This window comes from Thermodesulfovibrio sp. TK110, from assembly GCF_054658355.1.
Genome location: NZ_BAAHNB010000001.1, coordinates 251,794 through 270,871, shown reverse-complemented (window position 1 = coordinate 270,871; position 19,078 = coordinate 251,794). Strand labels below are relative to the sequence as shown.

Below are 19,078 nucleotides of genomic sequence, written 5' to 3'. Positions count from 1 at the left end.
TGACAGGCTATTCAAAGTTTAAGGTTCAAAGTTCAAAATTTGATTATGATGCATGGAAATCTCTACTCCTCCTTCAATAACTGCCTGAGTCTTCTATCAGCCTTTATTACATCATCAACACTTTCACCTGTAATATCCCATGTGTATTCACCCTTTTTATCACGATGAAGCTTTATTTTAACTGGTTTCTTTGGCTTCGCATACTGAAGTGCCTTATCCTTCATAACCTGAACCTGTTGACTAAAAGAGGTATCAGTTAAAAAACTAAATGTTAAAAATATAGCGGTGATTATGAATAATTTTCTCATAGTTCCTCCAGAATTTTTATAGCATTTCCGATTATTAATTTATGCCATGTAGGCACCTCTATCCTCCAAATCTGTTCGTAATGGGGAATCTCCAGTCTTTGCCTAAGGATACTGGAGATACTTTTATGCCTAATGGTGCCTGCCTTCTTTTAAACTCTGCTTTTTTTACCATTTTCAATACTTTTTTAACCGTGTCTCTGTCAAGCCCGTACTCAACAATATCCTGCTCTCCCATACATTTTTCAATATGAAGATATAAAATTTTGTCAAGCACTTCATATGGAGGGAGAGTATCCTGATCAGTCTGCCCTGGTTTAAGCTCTGCAGATGGTGGCTTTGTAAATACCCTTTCAGGAATTCTTCCATTGGATGCCCATCTTGCAACTCTGTAAACCTGAGTTTTATAAACATCCTTAATTACAGCATAACCACCAGCCATGTCACCATAAATAGTTGCATAACCAACAGAAAGTTCTGATTTATTTCCTGTAGTTATCACAAGCCAGCCAAATTTGTTTGAAAGAGCCATGAGAATATTACCACGAATTCTGCTCTGAATGTTTTCTTCAGTAACATCATGACGCATGTCCTTAAAAGTATTTGAAAGGGATTTAAGATACTCCTCAAAAACTTCATCAATGGAAATCTCAATTAATTCAATCCCGAGATTTTTTCCAAGCTCATACACATCTTCTCTGCTTTCCTTTGATGTGTATCTTGAAGGCATAAAAACTCCGATGACTCTGTCTCTACCTAATGCCTCTACTGCAATCAATGCCACAAAGGAAGAATCAATTCCTCCACTTAACCCAAGACATACTTTCTGAAAGCCATTCTTGTTTACATAATCTCTCAATCCTGTGCTGAGAGCTTTGAAGATCTCCTCTTCTTCTGTCATTTCATATGTTGTAGGAGGCTTTTTACTACTATCAATTTTAGGAATAGCTTTGCTTTTTCTTTTAAGTGGAATTTTAATAATTTCCCTTTCTTCAAATTCACCTTCCCATCTTATCTTTGGCTCACGAAGTCTTGTTCTTGTTACTTCTTCCATATCAATCTCAGCAACTATAAAATCTTCCTCAAAGGCTTTGCCTCTTAAAAGAATCTCTCCTGATGGCGAAATAATAAGACTTCTTCCATCAAAAACTGTTTCATCCTGTCCACCAACCATGTTTAAGTAGCAAACATAAACTCCCATATCATAGGCTCTTGTTGAAAGCATTCTTTTTTTTCTCTGGTATTTTCCAGCATAAAATGGTGAGGCACTTATGTTTATTATCAATTCTGCACCATTTGCTGCCTGAATAAGCCCGGGAACAGAAGGATGAAATATGTCTTCACATATATTCACAGCAAAAAATACTCCATCATACTCATAAACAGGAGTTCTGCTTCCAGGTTTAAAATATCTCATCTCATCAAAAACACTGTAATTGGGAAGATAAACTTTGTGATAAACATCAATCAGGCTTTGAGTTGCAATAATAGCAGCAGAGTTATAAAGATCATCCTTTTTTACTGGCAAACCAACAATCACGATAAAATCCTTAACTTTTTTAACTATCTCATATAAAGCATCCTCTGCTTTTTTTATAAAGGCTGGATAAAAAAGAAGATCTTCAGGATTGTATCCGGTTATGGCAAGCTCTGGAAATACGATAATCTCTGCTTGTTCAGCTACTGCTTTATCAATGTAAAAAAGGATCTTTTCAAGGTTTCCCTCAATATCTCCAACAACAGGATTTATCTGACAGGCTGCTAACCTCAGGGTTCTCATATATTACAGGTTGGGCAGCATTTTATCGCATCAAATGCATAAAGTATTCTTCTTTCCTTCGGAAGCTTTTCTTCGCTGTAGGGTATAAATTTTATTGATGGCAATAGCCTGAGCAATTCCTCTTTCTCTAAAATATCCATTGTCTCTTTTACCTGTCCTGTAAGCACATCTATCAGCCTTCCTTCCCTTCCATCAGTCACCATAGCAAATGGAATCTGATATGGTTCAACAACCCTGCAAAATGCAAGCATAAATCTTTCCCATGACTCAATACTTGCGGGAGTGCATTTTATAGCATATAAAACCTTTTCCTGTAGCCTGATAAGTATGTCTACACTGGTTACAAACTTTTCCTTCTCAGAAACATTAACTTCATAGGCTTTGTTAAGCTCAATATTGTCAGATGTATAGCCGCGTTCAATTAAATATTGAATCATCAATCTCTGGATATATCCGATGCTTTGTGCAAAAAGTTCTTCCTGTTGCTTGATAATATCTCCAATAAGTTCCTTCCTTTCTTCTGGAGATTCTGGCGTTTTATTAAGTGGTAAATACATCAAAACCTCCTCCTTTCAAAAAATTTTTTATTTCAACGCAGAAATCATAGAAATCATTGTATCCTTTGGACAAATTTTTAAGAAAAGTGGCATCGTCAATTACCCAGTATCTATGGATAAGAGAGTTTCTGAAGTCAAAAAAAGGTTTAAGTTTTTTTATTAACTCTTCTGAAATTATACCTTTTTCATGTGCTTTTTTAACTGTATCAATATATCCCTTCACTGCTATACCGAATTGTTTTGCAAGAAGATGCTGTAGGACATTTGCCATAGCCTCAGAAATTTCAAGCACAAGATATTTTAATGCAAGGATATTTATTTCGTTTAAAGATTTTTCTTCTATATTTGTTTTTCCTAAAATGGCTTCCATTTTTCTTGTATTTTCAATTATTTCAAGCAGATATTTTTCAATCCTATTTAAATCCAGTTTCATGCAAAAACCTCTTTAAGGATGCCTTCTATTTCTCTTAATTGAAGCGATGTCTTTTCTATTAAACTGGTTCTTAAGTGAGGATTTCTATCAAGCAGAAGAAAACCGTTAAATATCTCATAGAGAATCAGCAAAGAGTCTGCTCTGTCGGATTTAAGGCTGTAATTTATAAGAGTTATATCAAAAAAATCAGGATAAAGCCCGGTAGCTTCAGATAAAGCCATTTTTAAGTCTGATGTCACTTCAAATGGATTTTCCAGTGGTTCATTGCAGTATACGGCTATATCAATATCATTATAAATCTCAGATTTCATGAAAGAACCAAATAAGTAGGCAAATATGACCTTTTCATTTTCTGATAAAACTTTTTTTATCTTATCAATAAGTTCTATTCTCATTATTCAATATTTTTAAACAATAAAGACTAAAAAATCAAACAGCTAATCATCAAAAATCTCTCTGTGAAATTTGCCTTCAACTAAAGATAAGATAAACTAAGAGGTTGAAAAATAAATGATATTGGTTTAAAATTAGAAATAAAAAAACAGGAGGGTTAAGCAGTGTTTAAAAATCTTACAATCGGTAAAAAACTTACAGTGGGATTTGGAGTTATTATCTTTTTTTTAATTCTGTCAGGTCTTATAACACTTTTGCAGTTATCTTCTATTAAAAGTAATATTACAGATATTGATGAAAGAATAGACAAATTAAATAATGCAGTAAGTGTAAGAAGATCTATTTTAGAAGTAATTAGTAATGTAAAGGATATGATGCTTACTGAAGATTCAAAGAAAAAACAGGAGCTTAAAAAAGCCATTGATGAAAACAGAGCCAGATACAAAGAAAAATTAGAAACAATAAGAAAGACAACCCATACAAAAGAAGGTGAGCAGCTTTTAAAAAATATTGAAGATGCAGTAAATGATGCAGCTCAGTCAAATAATAAAGTAATAGAACTTGCACTGGCAGGTAAAAATAAGGAGGCAATAGAAATTTTTAATCAAGAGGTTTCATCAAAACTTGCTCGCCTTGAAAAAGCTCTTGATGAAGAAGTAAGTTTTCACAATAAAAAACTTGCTGCAAGAATTGCAGAAATAAATTCCATTATAATGAGGGAAATCATTATTATTGTTATTTTCACAATTGCTTCAGTATTGATAGGAGTTGCTTTTGCCCTGTTCATCTCTCGCTCAGTTAAAAAACCTGTTACAGAGCTTAAGGGAGTGCTTGAGAGAGTTGCACAGGGTGATTTATCAGTTGATATAAAAACAAAAAGCAAAGATGAACTTGGCATGATCTCTCAATCAGTTCATGAAGCAATAGCAAGCATTAAAGCCCTTATCTCAGAGTCAAAAACCATATCAAGCTCCCTTGCATCATCAAGCGAACAACTGAGCGCAACCACAGAAGAGATATCCCGAAATCTTAAATCCCAGACAGAGCGTGCAAGTCAGATTGCCTCTGCTGCAGAGGAGATGAGCCAGACAGTAGTTGACATAGCAAAAAATGCCTCACAGATAGCAGAGGTTTCTGTTACAACAGCCAGTGTAGCAAAAGATGGAAGAGATATGACACTTAAGACAGCCAATGAGATAAAACTAATAGAGGGTGCAATACAGAAACTTTCAGAAGTTATAAATGTCTTAGGAGACCGTTCCCGTCAGATTGGAGAGATTGTAACTGTAATTAAAGATATAGCAGATCAGACAAATCTTCTTGCATTGAATGCAGCAATAGAGGCAGCAAGAGCAGGAGAGCAAGGCAGAGGATTTGCAGTTGTAGCTGATGAAGTTCGTAAACTTGCAGAAAGGACAGCAAAGGCAACAGATGAGATAGCAGAGATGATAAGGGGGATACAGACAGAGGTTAATGTAGCAGAGGGTTCAATGGAGGATGCCACAAAGAAGGTGGTAAGTGGAGTTGAGCTAAGTGAGAAATCAGCACAGATACTTGGTGATATTTTAAAGAAAGCAGAGGAACTACAGAGCATGATACAGCAGATTGCCTCAGCTACAGAGGAGATGAGCTCAGTAACAGATCACATTACACAAGACATAAGCAGCATAGCAGAGGGTTCAAAGGAGATATCTCTTGCAGTGGATCAGTCAGCCCAGACAGCAAGCGATATTGCAAGATTAGGTGTAGAGTTGAATACTGCCATTGGCAGATTTAAAGTTTAAGGAGGGTTTATGTTTTTTGAAACATCGCTTTTAACTTTGATTGTAATTATTTTTCTTGCCATTTACATTCTAAGCAGTGCAATCAAAATCCTTAAGGAATACGAAAGAGGAGTGGTATTCAGATTGGGAAGAGTAATTCCTGTGAAAGGTCCAGGACTTGTTCTTATATGGCCTGTGATTGATAAAATGGTCAAAGTTAGTCTGAGAATAGTTACAATGGATGTTCCAGCACAGGACATAATTACAAAAGACAATGTCTCTGTTAAAGTTAATGCAGTTGTATACTTCAGACCAATTGATCCCATTAAAGCGGTTACAGCAGTTGAAGATTTTTACTATGCCACAAGCCAGATTGCCCAGACAACACTTAGAAGCATTCTTGGACAGAGTGAACTTCAGGATTTGCTTACAAATCGTGAACAGATAAATGCTGAGCTACAACAGGTAATTGACTCACAGACAGAACCATGGGGAATTAAGGTTACTGCTGTTGAGGTTAAAAATGTTGATCTTCCTCAGGAAATGCTCAGGGCAATGGCAAGGCAAGCTGAGGCAGAAAGAGAAAGAAGAGCAAAAATAATTCATGCTGAGGGAGAGCTTCAGGCGGCTGAAAAACTTACAGAAGCTGCAAGAATAATCTCTTCTGAACCAGCAGCATTACAGCTCAGATATTTGCAAACACTTAAAGAGATTGCATCTGAAAAAAATTCAACAATACTTTTTCCTCTTCCAATAGATTTAATAACTCCGTTTATGGAGCTCATATCTCGTGGTAAAAAATAAAATAACTTTTAAAGCACTGCTTAGAGTTTTTGCTCTTGCAGTGCTTATTGCTTTATCCATATTCTTAGCATATAAATTCGGAATTATTGAATTATTTACAAACGAAGAAAAACTTAGAAAATTCATTCAATCTCTCGGTCCATTCGGGGTTATAGGTTTTGTTCTAATACAGGCTTTTCAAGTAATCGCTGCACCAATTCCAGGTGAGGTTACAGGATTACTTGGAGGATATTTATACGGAACATTGGGTGGAATAGTTTTATCCACTATCGGACTTACACTTGGCTCAGTAGTTGCATTCATTCTTGGAAGAGTATTTGGAAGACCCTTTATTGAAAGAGTTGTTGATCCTATGGTTCTCAACAAATTTGATTATTTGCTTCATCATAAAGGAGCTTTTTTAGTATTTTTTCTTTTTCTTATTCCTGGATTTCCAAAGGACTATCTGAGTTACTTTCTTGGATTAAGCAAACTAAGTGTGCTTGAATTCACAGTAATTGCAGGAGTTGGAAGACTTCTTGGAACAGTTCTTCTTTCTCTCGGTGGTGCTTATCTTAGACATCATGAGTATGAAAAGTTTTTCAGTCTTGCAGGAGTTGCAATAGTTGTAATGACAGTAGTATGGCTATTTAAAGAAAAAATTGAACGCCTTTTAAGAATCTGGCACATAAGCAGATACAGAAAAAACAAAAGGAAGTGAAAGTCACCACTTAATCAAAGCAGCGCCCCAGGTTAATCCTGCACCAAATGCTGCAAGCATAATGTGGTCACCTCTTTTGATTTTACCCTCATCATTTGCTTCATCAAGTGCAATGGGGATGGAGGCTGCAGAGGTATTGCCGTATTTGTTAATATTGACCATTACTTTTTCCATTGGGAGATCAAGTCTTTTAGCCATTGCCTGAATAATTCTAATGTTTGCCTGATGAGGAACTAAAAGAGCAAGTTCTGAAGAAGAAATACCAGCTTTTTTTAAAGTAGTATCAACAATTTCTTCAAGTGTTTTTACCGCTACTTTAAATGTTTCATTGCCTCTCATTTTTATAAAGTTAAGCCTTTGTTCAATTACATCTTCAGTAACAGGCATCTTAGAACCACCTGCAGGCATGTGGATAAAATCCCACATTGTGCCATCTGAAAAAATGTCTATTATTTTAATTCCTTCATCTTTCCGTGTTGGCTCAACTATAACTGCACCAGCTCCATCCGCTAAAAGAACGCATGTAGTTCTGTCTGTCCAGTCTGTAAATCTTGAAAGAGTCTCAGCACCTATGACAAGTGCTCTCTTTGATGAACCTGTCCGTATGAATTTTTCAGCTACTGCCAGTGCATAGATAAAGCCAGTACATGCACCATTTATGTCAAAGGCTACTGCATTGGTTGCTCTGAGCTTCATCTGAAGAATACAGGCACAGGATGGAACAAGCATGTCAGGAGTAACTGTAGCAACAATTATTAAATCTATATCTTTTGCAGTTAAGTTTGCATTCTTTAATGCTTTAACTGAAGCTTCATAGGCAAGGTCACTTGTTGCCTGCTCAGGTGAAGCTATTCTTCTTTCTTTTATTCCTGTTCTTTCAGTTATCCATTCGTCTGATGTTTCAACCATTTTTTCAAGATCATGGTTTGTTAAAACTTTTTCAGGAACATAAGAGCCTGTTGATACTATTCTGGCTTTCATTCATCTCCTCCGTAGTTTGTAAGCTTTCTGATATTATTCTGTAAATCTCTTTTTTTGCCATTTCTGCAGCAACCTTTATTGCATTTTTTATTGCCTTTGCTGAAGACCTTCCATGACATATTATGCTTGTGCCATTAATTCCGAGCAAAAGAGCACCACCATACTCTGAGTAATCAACTTTTTTCCGAAAACTCTTTATTGCAGGTTTTATCATCATATAGCCAAGTCTTCCAGTTATAAGCTCTACAATCTCTCTTTTAAGCATCTTCATTAATGCTTCTGCAAGCCCTTCTCCTACTTTAAGAACAATGTTTCCAACAAAGCCATCACATACGACCACATCTGCAGAACCAAAGAATATGTCTTTTCCTTCAATGTTTCCAGTAAAATTGAGCTTTGAATCTTTTAGAACTCTGAATGCTTCTTTTGTTGCTTCATTTCCTTTAGTACCTTCTTCACCTATGCTAAGAAGGGCTATTCGTGGAGATGAAGAATTAAAAAGTGCTTTATGATAAGCATCTCCCATGTATGCAAACTGAACCAGATGTTCTGCTTTGCAGTCCACATTAGCTCCTGCATCAAGAAGGATAAAATGTCCTTTAATACAGGGCATTACTGTAGCAATAGCTGGTCTGTCCACATTTGGCAGTTTACCAAGTAAAAGAAAGCTTAAAGCCATCATTGCACCAGAATTACCAGCACTTAAAACAGCATTGGCTTTGCCTTCTTTTACAAGTTCTATTGCCTTTCTCATGGATGTATTTCTTCTTCTGATGGCAGATGAGACATTTTCATCCATGAGAATATGGTCTTCAGCATGTAAAACAGAAATTCTGCCTTTTAAATCCTTTTTTTCTCTCAAAAATTCTTTAATTTTCTCTTCATCTCCAACGAGGATTACTTCTATCTCATTGTCTGAAGCTGCTTCTATAGCGCCCAGTATATTTACTTCAGGAGCAAAATCACCTCCCATTGCATCAACAGCAATTTTTAGCATTTTTCAGCTTACTCTTCAACCTCTAAGAATTTTCTACCTTTATAACTTCCACAATTTGGACATACCCTGTGAGGAAGCTTTGGTTCCTTACATTCAGGGCATTCAACAAGTGTGGGCACAGCCATTTTAAACCAGTTTGCTCTTCTTTTGTCCCTTCTTGAGGGAGTATGACGGTGTCTTGGATTAGCCATTTTTTTTCATCCTCCTTAAAAGTGTTTGTAATACTGCCATTCTTGGATCTATTTCTTTTACTATGCATCCGCATTCAGATTCATTCAAATCTGTTCCACAAACAGGACATAAGCCCTTACAGTTTTCTGAACACAAAGGTTTCATTGGAATATTAAGCAAAATCTGATCACGAATTATATCTCCTGTATCAATCAATCCATCTCTATAAAAATCTACATCCATTTCATCGCTTTTTAGCTCTACAAGTTCTTCCTTATTCAGTTCCTCAATCGGATGATAAGTAAGTTCCACCAGAGTTTTTATAGGCAGTGTATATTCCTTAAGACATCTGCTACATTGAAGTTCAACTTCTCCACTGACAATACCTCTTACAAAAACCTCCACGCCTTTTTTTTCTATTCTTAAAATCGCCTTAAAAGCTTGAGTAATTTTAACTCCATCTATCTTCGGAGTTTCTTCAATTTCAATGTCAACTCCTTCTTCAGGTATATCAAAGACCTCAATTTTCATCTTAAAGACCTCAAAAATAAAATTCTCCCGTTAAACGGGAGTTAAATTATTTTAACAAAAAATAAATATCTATTTACAGCCTTATGCTGCTTTTTTAAGTTTTTCCATTATTCTCCAGCTTTTAAGAATATCAATTGCTCTTTGAAGCTGGGTATCATCTTTCTCATCAACTTTCTCAGGAACTTTTTCCTGAGGTTCAACTTTTTCTCCCTTTAAATGTTGTTCAAGTTCCTTTTCTCTTATTACAGGAACTTCTTTGCCATTCTTAGTTTCAAGTTTCACAACTATGTCTGGCATAATTCCAACTCCATGAATGCTTCTTCCCTTTGGCGTGTAATATTTTGCTGTTGTGAGTTTCAGAGCAGAGCCATCACTTAAAGGAATAAGACTCTGGACAGAACCTTTACCAAAGGTTTGAACTCCAAGAATAAGGGCTCTACCCCAGTCCTGTAAAGCTCCTGCCACAATCTCTGATGCAGAGGCAGAACCCTGATTTACAAGAACAATCATTGGAATATCTGTGTAAGAAGCTCTTAAATTTTCTGTATAATAATCTATTTTTTCTCCAGCCCTTCCTTTAATTGATACAACAAGCTGCTTTGGAGGTAAAAACTGCTCGGAAACATCTACAGCACTCTGAAGAAGTCCTCCAGGATTGTTTCTAAGGTCAAGAATAAGACTCTGCATTCCTGACTCTTTAAGACTTTGTAAAGCATTTGCCAGATCCTGTGCAGTGCCTTCCTGAAATTGAATGAGTTTTATGTAGCCAATCTCTTTGTCAATCATTTTGTATTTAACGCTTTTAATCTTGATGATGTCTCTCACAATTGTTATATCTTTTGGCTCCTTCCATTCATCTCTCTGAATTGTCAATGTAACAGGCTTTCCCTTTGGACCACGCATTTTTGACACAGCATCATTTATATTCATATCTTTTGTTGATTGCCCGTCAATTTTCATTATTTTATCTCCTGCTTTAATTCCAGCTTTCCATGCTGGAGTGTCTTCAATTGGAGCAATTACTGTTAAAACGCCATCTTTTATTCCAATCTGAATTCCTATTCCTCCAAATTCACCCTTAGTTTCTGTCTGAAATTCTTTATAAGCTTCTGGAGTTAAGTAGGCAGAGTGAGGATCAAGAGAATTAACCATTCCTTTTATTGCTGATATTATAAGTTCATGGGGATTAACATCTTCAACATAATTTTTCTTAATTGTTGTAAAAACCTCTGTAAATGTGCGTAAATCCTCATAAATACTATCTGTATTCTGTGCTGCTGACCATCTACCTATTATTATTCCGGTAAAGGCAATAATCAAAATTAATGCTGAAACAGCAATTTTTCTCTTCATCCTTTATTTCTTCCTCCTTTTTTATTTTCTTAACCACTGTTCTGGATTAAGTGGTTTTCCTCTGTATCTTACTTCAAAATAAACTGCTGGTGTATCTATTGCTGAAGCAGTTCCAACAGTTCCAATAACCTGTCCTGTTTTTACATAAGCACCTTCTCTAACATTCATAGAGCCAAGACTTCCATATACTGTATAGTATCCATCTCCATGACTTATTATAACAAGGTTTTCATATCCTTTGAAATAGCTGGCATAAACAACCCTTCCTTCAGCAGATGCTTTTACTGGAGTGCCGGGTTGTGCCTGAATATAAATTCCGCTTCTCATGATTGGGATATTAAAAACAGGGTCCTTCTGACTACCATAATGAGCAACCACAGGACCGCTCACAGGCCATAAAAGAGAGCCTCTTTTTTTAGTAAAGTCTCCTTCTGGTAAAGACTCTTTACCTGCCCTTTTTTCTTTTTTTTCTGTCTCCTGAAGAAGTCTTGTGAGCCTTCTTGCATTTTCTTCAAGTTCTTTGATTTTTTTCTCGTATAGGGCTTTATCCTGTCTTACTTTAGCAAGTAAAATCTCCTTTTCTTTTTTCTTTTGCTTTTGAACTTCTTCTGCTTTTTTTAATGCTTCCTCTTCATGTTTTAATGAAGCATAGAGTTTTTTCAGCTCAGTTTGTTGAACAATTAAGTTATTGAGCTCAGCTCTGTATTGCTGTATAAGGTTTTTATCAATATTAATAATTTTTTGAGTATTTCTTATCAGACGAAATGCCTTTGTTGTGTCTTCTTCCAGCAAAATTATTAAAGCTGGGTGAGGTTGATTGTTCAGTCTCTGAATTCCTTTTATTCTCTTTATAAGATTACTTTTTCTTTCTTCAAGTTGAGCGCTGTAAGTTTTTATCCCTTTTTCTGTTTCTGCAATTTTTATCTGTAGATTTTTTATTTTTGCCCGATGATTTTTTATTTTCCATTCTATCTCATTAAGCTCCTTTGAAACCCTTTTTAAATCTTCAAGCACATTCTTTTCAATTTTTTTTGTTTCTTTAAGCTTTCTTTTGTGAATCTCAATTTCTTTTTTTATCTCTCTTAATTCTTCCTTTGGCTGTGAAGCATAACTTAGCGAACTCATAACAATAAAAACTAAAAGAAGGATATGTAGCTTTTTTACCATCTTCATTGATATTTTATTTTGCCAAGTGCAAAAAATGAAGAAAGCATTCCAAAAACTATACCAAAAACTGGTAATGTATAAAAAATTTCAAAAGGAAAAGCAATCTGCGTAATTGCTGGCATATAGGCTGAAATATCCTTTGAATGTAAAGAAAAGTATATTAAAATCACTAAAACAACTGCAAAAACACTTCCTCCAAGCCCCAGAATTCCACCTTCAATTAAAAAGGGAAATCTTATATATGAAGGAGTTGCTCCAAGAAGCTTCAAAATCTCTATTTCCTCAGTTTTTTTCCAGTAAAAACTCTTTACAGTTGCATAAATTATGAATAAAATGGCAATTGAAATAAGAAAGGCAACAACCACAGCAAGATTGCGCAAAGTTACTCTTATTGTTTTCAATCCAGTTATGATTTGAGCTGGATAATAAACATCGTCAACCATTTCCATTGCTTTTATCTTTTTTGTCACATCATTAATATTCTGAAGATTTTCTTCTTTTATAAAAGCTTCTACTGTGTTAGAAAGAGGGTTGTATCCAATAAGTTCTATAAGTTGAGGATCAATAAGGTTTTTCATTTCTTTTAAAGCTTCATCTTTTGAAATATACTGAATTCTGGAAAAAACTCCCATTTTTTTAAGCTCAGAAATTATCAAAGAAGTTTCAGCCTGAGTTGTGTTATCCTTTAGATATATAACTATAGCAGCTTTTTCAGAAAGTTTTTTTGTAAATATTTCAAGATTGTAAAGAAGCAAAAATACTCCAGTCAAAATAAAAAAACATATACCAATACTGATTATTGCCAGTAAAGTTGACCATCTGTTAAACCACATTCCTTTAATTGCTGACTGAATGTGTGCCTTCATTGAATTTTCCCCTCTTTTAAAGTTAAAACTCTGTAAGGAGAATTTTTAAAAAGCTCTGAATTATGGGTAGCTATAACAACAGTGCAACCTTTATTATTTATTCTTTTAAAAAGATTCATTACATCCTCTGATGCCTCTGGATCAAGATTTCCTGTAGGTTCATCAGCAAGAATAATCTGTGGCTGTGTAATAATGGCTCTTGCTATGGCAACTTTTTGCTGTTCTCCACCAGAAAGAGTTTTCACAAGGTTGTCTGCTTTATGTCTTAAAGCCACATCTTTCAATGCATCAAAAACTTTTATTTTAATATCTCTACTGCTTTCTCCAGTGACCTTCAAAGGAAGTGCCACATTTTCAAAGACTGTTAAATCCTGTCTTAATCGGAAATCCTGAAAAACAAAGGTAACAGCTCTTCTTAATTTTGGTATGTCTTTTTGTCTTATCTTCATAAGTTCAAAATCTGCTACTTTTATTTCACCTTCGTCAGGGAATTCACTACCAAATATTAATTTAAGAAGAGTTGTTTTACCAGCTCCAGAAGGTCCTGTTATGAATACAAGCTCTCCTTTTTCTATATTAAATGAAACATTCTGCAAAACTGCTATACCGCTGTAGTATTTATAAACTCCCTGAAAGGTTATCATCTTTTAAAAAAATCTTTCACTGTTTGAACAATATTTTCTGCTGTAAGCCCATAAAATTTAAGTAATTCTTTCCATGAACCAGAACAACCAAAGGTATCTTTTATTCCGATTCTTCTTACGGCTACAGGATAGTTTTCAGAAAGACTCTCAGCTACAGCTGAACCAAGACCTCCTATTATTGAATGTTCTTCTGCGGTTACAATTAATTTTGAAGATTTTGCAATTTTAATTAATGCCTCTGAATCAAGAGGTTTTACAGAGGAAAAATTTGCCACACCTGTATGAATACCTTCTTTATTCAAGATTTCTGAAGCTTTTAATGCTTCTGAAACCATTATTCCATTGGCTATTATGTTTACATCTTTGCCAATTCTGAATATATGAGATTTTCCAATCTGAAATTTATAGTTTTCAGGCATTACTGGAGGAACCTTTGCTCTTCCAAGTCTTATATAAACAGGTCCGTAATAATCTGCTGCTACAGCTATAGCCTGTGCAGTTTCATAAGCATCAGCAGGAACTATTACAGTCATCTCAGGAATAACCCGCATAAGAGCAATGTCCTCAACTGCCTGATGAGTTGCTCCATCTTCTCCAACTGTAATTCCTCCATGGGTTGCAACAATTTTTACATTTGCCCTTGAATAGCAGACAGTCTGTCTTATCTGTTCCCATGCTCTTCCTGTGGCAAAAATTGCAAAGGTTGATGCAAAAGGAATCTTTCCTGTAAGAGCCAATCCAGCAGCAACGCCGATCATATCCTGTTCAGCAATTCCAATGTTAAAAAATCTTTCTGGAAAGGCTTTTGCAAACTTAGCAGTTTTTGTTGAGCAGCTTAAGTCAGCATCAAGAACAACTATATCGGGATTTTTCTTACCCAATTCAACAAGTGTAATGCCATAGGCATCTCTTGTTGCCATTTCCTTTCCATAAACCTGAATCCCTTCTAATAGACAACTGCATTCAGTTTTGCCCATCTTTCAACTCCTTAAGCGCAATTTCAAGCTCCTCTTGAGTTGGAGCTACTCCATGATACTGAACTTTTCCTTCAAATATTGAAACTCCTTTACCTTTAACAGTATTCGCCACAATCATTGTTGGTTTTCCTTTTATTTTTTCAGCTTCATCAAGGGCATCTACGATTTCCTGCATATTATGACCGTCTATTGTTAATACATTCCAGCCAAAGGCAATGAATTTGGGTTCTACAGGCTTTATGTTCATAACCTCTGTGCATGCTCCATCAATCTGAAGATTGTTGTGATCAATAATGGCACAGAGATTATCCAGTTTATAATGAGAAGCAGTCATAGCAGCTTCCCATACCTGACCTTCCTGTATTTCTCCATCTCCTAAAAGGCAATAAACTCTTGCAGGAATTCTATCAAGCTTTAGTCCAAGAGCCATTCCACAGGCAACAGAAAGTCCCTGACCAAGAGAGCCTGTTGAAACTTCAATCCCTGGCAATTCTTTGCAGCAGGGATGGCCCTGAAGAGGAGAACCAAGCCTTCTTAGGGTACCAAGAAGGGATTTGTCAAAATATCCTGAAAGAGCCAGTGCAGCATAAAGAACTGGTGCAGCATGACCTTTTGAAAGAACAAATCTGTCACGATTATGCCATTTAGGATTTTCCGGGTCATGCCTCATTTTATAAAAATACAGAGCAGTTACTATATCTGCTGCAGAAAGGCTACCTCCTGTATGACCAGAACCTGCCTGAGCAAGCATTTTAACGATCTCAATTCTTAATTGCCTTGCCTTTTCCTTTAAAATTTCTATGTTTACCACTTGCTCACCTCTGTTTTTTGTTAACTTTTAATTATAAATCAAAATCACAAAAAAAGACACCTACATATGGTATTCTAAAAATATGCATGAAATTTATCTGGTTGATGGAAGCTGTTTTATTTACAGAGCATATCATGCTATAAAGGGATTAAGCAGCAGTCGTGGTATTCCAACAGGCGCTGTGTATGGCTTTACAAGAATGCTTCTTAAGCTTCTTAAAGAAAAAAATATTGAATACATGCTCTGTGCCTTTGACAGTCCTCATCCAACAAAAAGGCATAAAATATATGAAAAATATAAAATAACAAGACCTGAAACACCCAAGGATTTGCCAGTTCAGATTGAATACATGAAAGAGATTGTTGATGCTCTGGGTATCAAAAGAATAGAAATTCCTGGATACGAAGCTGATGATATAATAGCCTCTGTTATATTTAAACTTGAGTCCCCAGCTTTTTTTTATATTGTTAGCCTTGACAAAGACATGCTACAACTTGTATCCCATAATGTAAAAATTTATGATCCCTTCAATTGCCTTATCATTGATGAAGAATATGTCATTAACAAATATGGAATTTCTCCTGAAAAACTTAATGATTTTATGGCTATGGTAGGTGACTCTATTGACAACATTCCTGGAGTAAAAGGAATTGGAGAAAAAACAGCTTTAGAACTTTTAAAAAGATATGGTTCTATGGAAAATATCCTTAAAAATCTTGATATTATTAAACCTTCAAAGGTAGCAGAACTTCTAAGACAAAACATTGAAGTTTTAAAGCTCAGCAAAGAACTTGTAATGTTGAAAAAGGATGCTCCCATTGAAATCACACCTGAGCAGCTTAAAATAAAGGAGCAAAACAGTGAAAGACTTGCTCAAATTTTTCTTGAACTTGAATTTAACAGCCTTTTAAAGCAAACAATGCAACTTTACCAAACCTCCCAGGCAAAAAAATCTGAGAACAAAAAAGCTGATATTCAAACATTATTTCAAAAAATAAAAGAAAAGGGAATTTTTTCAGCCTCAATTCATGAAAATGCTCTTAATGTTGGTATTAATGCAGATGTATATGAAATATCCCTTAACGATTCAGAATTAATTTTGTCTTCTCCAGCATTAAAGATCTTATTCAATGTAAAAGAGACACTTAAAAAATTGAAAAATTCACTTATCAAACTTGAGCCTCCTTACTTTGATCTTATGATAGCAGCATATCTTATAAATCCAAATAGAGGCAAATATAATTTTGATGAAGTTGTTCTTGAATATCTTGGTAAATTCTATGATGACTCTCAAAATTCTGTGGTTTATATGCTTGAACTCTATGAAAAACTAAACAAAGAATTAAAAGAAAAGGGGCTTGAAAAAATTTATTTTGATATTGAGATGCCTCTTATTGAAGTGCTTTTTCAGATGGAGGAAGCAGGAATAAAGGTTGATGTTGAAAAACTTAACTCTCTTACCAAACTTGTATCTTCAGAGATTGAAAAAATTAAAGAAAAAATTTACAGGATTGCAGGGACAGAGTTCAACATTAACTCAACCAAACAGCTGGCAGAAATCTTATATGACAGATTTGGACTTAAAACCAGAAAAAGAGGTAAAAAGGCGCGTTCAACAGAAATGGAGATTCTTGAAGAGCTTGCCACAAAGCATGAACTGCCTCAGGAAATAATTAATTATCGTACGCTAAATAAGCTTCTTAGAGGTTATTTAATCCCTCTCAGAGATTGTATAAATCCAGAAACACAAAGAATTCATACAAAATGGTCTCAAACCGTAGCAGGAACAGGAAGACTCATAAGCAGTGAACCAAACTTACAGAATATTCCTGTAAAAGGACAATGGGCAGAGTTTCTAAGAGAAGTCTTTGTTCCTGAAGATGGATATCTGTTTCTGAGTGCTGATTATTCACAGATTGAGCTAAGAGTCCTCGCTCATATGAGTGATGATGCTTCTCTAATTAAGGCATTTCATGAAGGAAAAGATATTCACAGAGCAACAGCATCTGAGATTTTTTCAATACCTGAAGAAGCTGTTAAAGATGAGCATAGAAGAATTGCAAAGACTGTAAATTTTGGTATTTCTTACGGAATAACTCCCTTTGGACTTTCTGACTCAATAAAAATTCCCTATGAAAAGGCTCAGGAATTGATTGATCTTTATTTTTTAAAATATCCGATGGTGAAAAGATTTATTGAGGAGACAATTTCTTTTGCAAGAAAAAATGGTTATGTAAGAACTCTTTTTGGAAGAATTCGTCCTCTGTTAGAAATTAATAGCTCAAATCAATCTTTAAGAATGCAGGCAGAAAGAATAGCAGTGAATGCTCCTATTCAGGGAACTGCAGCTGATATTATAAAAATCGCAATGATAAGAATACACAAACATCTTAAAACCAGGAATATGAATGCAAAGCTCATTCTTCAGATTCATGATGAGATAGTGCTTGAGGTAAAAGAAAATATCATTGAAGAGGTAAAAGAAATTGTCCAGAATGAGATGAAAAATTTTGATCTCAAAGTGCCTCTTGAGGTCAACATTTTTACAGGTAAAAACTTGAATTTATAAATCTTTCCCTACAATTACAACAATATATCCTTGCGTATTAAGAATTCTTTGTGCCACTCTTTTTATATCTTCTTTTGTTACTTTTTCAATATATTCAGGATATTTTTTTATGTAATCATCTCCCAGACCATAAAAATCAATGACTGGCAAAAACTCGCTGATTTTTTTCATTGTATCAATTCTTAATGGAAAACTTCCAATGAGGAATGCCTTTGCTTCTTTAAGTTCTTCGTCACTGACTTCTTTTTCTTTCATTTTTTTAATTTCTTCAATAATTAGTTTTATTACATCCTGAGTATTTTCTGTTTTCGTCTTCACTTCTATATAAAAGGCTCCAGGCATTAGATATGGAGAAAAAGTACTATAAACTGAATAGGCAAGCCCTCGCTCTTCTCTAACCTGTCTTGCAAGTCTTGATGTAAGCCCACCACCACCAAGAATATAATTCATAACAGTTAAGGCATAAAAATCATTGTCCTTTCTTGAAATTCCTTCAAAACCAAGAATTATTGTTGATTGAGTTAAATCCTGTCGTTTCAAATAAATTTTTAGCGGTTCATCTCTCTTTTTAAATGAAGGAGGATTTATCATGCGAGTGTAAAAACTTCCTTGCCACCGAGATATAGGCTTTTCAATAAGCTCCTTTAATTCTTTTTCATCTATACTGCCAACAACTGAAAAAATCATTGAGTGAGGATTATAAAATTTTTTATAAAAATCTACTATGTCCTGCCTTGTAATGTTTCTGAGTTCCTCAGGCTCACCTTCTACAGCTCTTCCATAGGGATGCCTATCAAAAAGTTGTTTAATAAAGTTTTTATAAGCTACATAAGAAGGGTCTTCTTCCATCTGCTTTAAAGTTTTTTCAACTCTTGTAAGTTCTTTTTTTAGTTCCTCTTCAGGAAATGTAGGATTTATAAGGACATCAAAAAATAAATTTAAAGCTTCTTTTAAATGTCTCTTCGTTGTTGCAAGGCTAAGCATTGTATAGTCATGGGTAATTTTTTTGTCAATGGAAATTGCAAGAAAGTCAACTCTATCTTCAATCTCACGGGAATCCATTGTTTTTGTCCCATGAGTAAGTAAGTGTGCTGTAAGATAGGCAACTGAAGGCTTTGACTCATCAAGTGGAGATGCTGGAATTAAAACAGATACATAAATAATGGGAATGCTATCCCTGTAAAGATATTTAATTTTTGCTCCGTTTTCCAGTTTAAAGGTTTTAAAATCCATACTCGTAGCTCCTGCTATGGAATTAAAAAATAAAATTAAAACG

Annotated in this window: 20 protein-coding genes; 4 read left to right on the top strand and 16 right to left on the bottom strand. The window is 35.0% G+C overall.

Annotated features, from left to right (window positions below):
- Window positions 1-62: 62 nt before the first annotated feature.
- The 5 genes from ACYQ3X_RS01440 to ACYQ3X_RS01420 are packed head-to-tail and all read right to left on the bottom strand — an operon-like array spanning window position 63 to window position 3,470.
- A complete protein-coding gene (locus ACYQ3X_RS01440; RefSeq protein ID WP_460180064.1) occupies window positions 63-308 on the bottom strand; it encodes a hypothetical protein in 246 nt (81 codons plus the stop codon).
- Between the two features lie 58 nt (window positions 309-366).
- Window positions 367-2,085, bottom strand: coding sequence for an NAD+ synthase (locus ACYQ3X_RS01435; RefSeq protein ID WP_460180063.1), 1,719 nt, complete (start codon window positions 2,083-2,085; stop codon window positions 367-369).
- A complete protein-coding gene (locus ACYQ3X_RS01430) occupies window positions 2,082-2,642 on the bottom strand; it encodes a type I restriction enzyme HsdR N-terminal domain-containing protein (RefSeq protein ID WP_460180062.1) in 561 nt (186 codons plus the stop codon). The genes ACYQ3X_RS01435 and ACYQ3X_RS01430 overlap by 4 nt, the downstream gene beginning before the upstream one ends.
- The gene (locus ACYQ3X_RS01425) at window positions 2,626-3,075 is read right to left on the bottom strand and encodes a DUF86 domain-containing protein (RefSeq protein WP_460180061.1); all 450 of its coding nucleotides are present in this window, start codon (window positions 3,073-3,075) and stop codon (window positions 2,626-2,628) included. The genes ACYQ3X_RS01430 and ACYQ3X_RS01425 overlap by 17 nt, the downstream gene beginning before the upstream one ends.
- The gene (locus ACYQ3X_RS01420) at window positions 3,072-3,470 is read right to left on the bottom strand and encodes a nucleotidyltransferase domain-containing protein (protein ID WP_460180060.1); all 399 of its coding nucleotides are present in this window, start codon (window positions 3,468-3,470) and stop codon (window positions 3,072-3,074) included. The genes ACYQ3X_RS01425 and ACYQ3X_RS01420 overlap by 4 nt, the downstream gene beginning before the upstream one ends.
- A gap of 162 nt (window positions 3,471-3,632) precedes the next feature.
- Between ACYQ3X_RS01420 and ACYQ3X_RS01415 the strand changes: the two genes are divergently transcribed.
- Genes ACYQ3X_RS01415 through ACYQ3X_RS01405 form a run of 3 tightly spaced genes read left to right on the top strand, consistent with a single transcriptional unit; the run spans window position 3,633 to window position 6,735 of the window.
- On the top strand, window positions 3,633-5,252 hold the full coding sequence (locus ACYQ3X_RS01415; RefSeq protein WP_460180059.1) for a methyl-accepting chemotaxis protein: 1,620 nt from the start codon (window positions 3,633-3,635) through the stop codon (window positions 5,250-5,252).
- 9 nt (window positions 5,253-5,261) lie between these two features.
- The gene (locus ACYQ3X_RS01410; RefSeq protein ID WP_460180058.1) at window positions 5,262-6,035 is read left to right on the top strand and encodes a slipin family protein; all 774 of its coding nucleotides are present in this window, start codon (window positions 5,262-5,264) and stop codon (window positions 6,033-6,035) included.
- Window positions 6,022-6,735, top strand: a complete 714-nt coding sequence (locus tag ACYQ3X_RS01405) for a TVP38/TMEM64 family protein (RefSeq protein WP_460180057.1) — start codon at window positions 6,022-6,024, stop codon at window positions 6,733-6,735. Before ACYQ3X_RS01410 ends, ACYQ3X_RS01405 begins: the two co-directional genes overlap by 14 nt.
- Before the next feature lie 3 nt (window positions 6,736-6,738).
- Here the strand turns inward: ACYQ3X_RS01405 and ACYQ3X_RS01400 are convergent, their stop codons facing one another.
- The 10 genes from ACYQ3X_RS01400 to ACYQ3X_RS01355 form a co-directional block, all read right to left on the bottom strand.
- A complete protein-coding gene (locus ACYQ3X_RS01400; protein ID WP_460180056.1) occupies window positions 6,739-7,716 on the bottom strand; it encodes a beta-ketoacyl-ACP synthase III in 978 nt (325 codons plus the stop codon).
- Window positions 7,676-8,713: a phosphate acyltransferase PlsX gene (gene plsX / locus ACYQ3X_RS01395; RefSeq protein ID WP_460180055.1), complete on the bottom strand. Its 1,038-nt coding sequence runs from the start codon at window positions 8,711-8,713 to the stop codon at window positions 7,676-7,678. Before plsX ends, ACYQ3X_RS01400 begins: the two co-directional genes overlap by 41 nt.
- An 8-nt stretch (window positions 8,714-8,721) precedes the next feature.
- Entirely contained in the window at window positions 8,722-8,904 is a 183-nt protein-coding gene (gene rpmF / locus ACYQ3X_RS01390) for a 50S ribosomal protein L32 (RefSeq protein ID WP_353683344.1), read from the bottom strand.
- Window positions 8,897-9,415, bottom strand: coding sequence for a YceD family protein (locus ACYQ3X_RS01385; RefSeq protein WP_460180054.1), 519 nt, complete (start codon window positions 9,413-9,415; stop codon window positions 8,897-8,899). The genes rpmF and ACYQ3X_RS01385 overlap by 8 nt, the downstream gene beginning before the upstream one ends.
- 81 nt (window positions 9,416-9,496) lie before the next feature.
- Window positions 9,497-10,768 carry a S41 family peptidase gene (locus tag ACYQ3X_RS01380; protein WP_460180053.1) on the bottom strand — a complete coding sequence of 424 codons (1,272 nt, stop codon included), beginning with the start codon at window positions 10,766-10,768 and terminating at the stop codon, window positions 9,497-9,499.
- A 21-nt stretch (window positions 10,769-10,789) separates the two neighbouring features.
- On the bottom strand, window positions 10,790-11,941 hold the full coding sequence (locus ACYQ3X_RS01375; RefSeq protein ID WP_460180052.1) for a murein hydrolase activator EnvC family protein: 1,152 nt from the start codon (window positions 11,939-11,941) through the stop codon (window positions 10,790-10,792).
- Window positions 11,938-12,801: a cell division protein FtsX gene (locus ACYQ3X_RS01370; RefSeq protein WP_460180051.1), complete on the bottom strand. Its 864-nt coding sequence runs from the start codon at window positions 12,799-12,801 to the stop codon at window positions 11,938-11,940. The genes ACYQ3X_RS01375 and ACYQ3X_RS01370 overlap by 4 nt, the downstream gene beginning before the upstream one ends.
- Window positions 12,798-13,445: a cell division ATP-binding protein FtsE gene (gene ftsE / locus ACYQ3X_RS01365; RefSeq protein ID WP_460180050.1), complete on the bottom strand. Its 648-nt coding sequence runs from the start codon at window positions 13,443-13,445 to the stop codon at window positions 12,798-12,800. The genes ACYQ3X_RS01370 and ftsE overlap by 4 nt, the downstream gene beginning before the upstream one ends.
- Window positions 13,442-14,422, bottom strand: coding sequence for a transketolase family protein (locus ACYQ3X_RS01360; RefSeq protein ID WP_460180049.1), 981 nt, complete (start codon window positions 14,420-14,422; stop codon window positions 13,442-13,444). The genes ftsE and ACYQ3X_RS01360 overlap by 4 nt, the downstream gene beginning before the upstream one ends.
- Window positions 14,409-15,233: a transketolase gene (locus ACYQ3X_RS01355; RefSeq protein ID WP_460180048.1), complete on the bottom strand. Its 825-nt coding sequence runs from the start codon at window positions 15,231-15,233 to the stop codon at window positions 14,409-14,411. The genes ACYQ3X_RS01360 and ACYQ3X_RS01355 overlap by 14 nt, the downstream gene beginning before the upstream one ends.
- Before the next feature lie 82 nt (window positions 15,234-15,315).
- Here ACYQ3X_RS01355 and ACYQ3X_RS01350 point away from each other — a divergent pair, with 82 nt between their 5' ends.
- On the top strand, window positions 15,316-17,802 hold the full coding sequence (locus tag ACYQ3X_RS01350; RefSeq protein WP_460180047.1) for a DNA polymerase I: 2,487 nt from the start codon (window positions 15,316-15,318) through the stop codon (window positions 17,800-17,802).
- On the opposite strand, the gene ACYQ3X_RS01345 is transcribed toward ACYQ3X_RS01350, so the two are convergent.
- Entirely contained in the window at window positions 17,797-19,035 is a 1,239-nt protein-coding gene (locus ACYQ3X_RS01345) for a M16 family metallopeptidase (protein ID WP_460180046.1), read from the bottom strand. The two genes, ACYQ3X_RS01350 and ACYQ3X_RS01345, sit on opposite strands and share 6 nt — an antisense overlap.
- Window positions 19,036-19,078 lie beyond the last annotated feature (43 nt).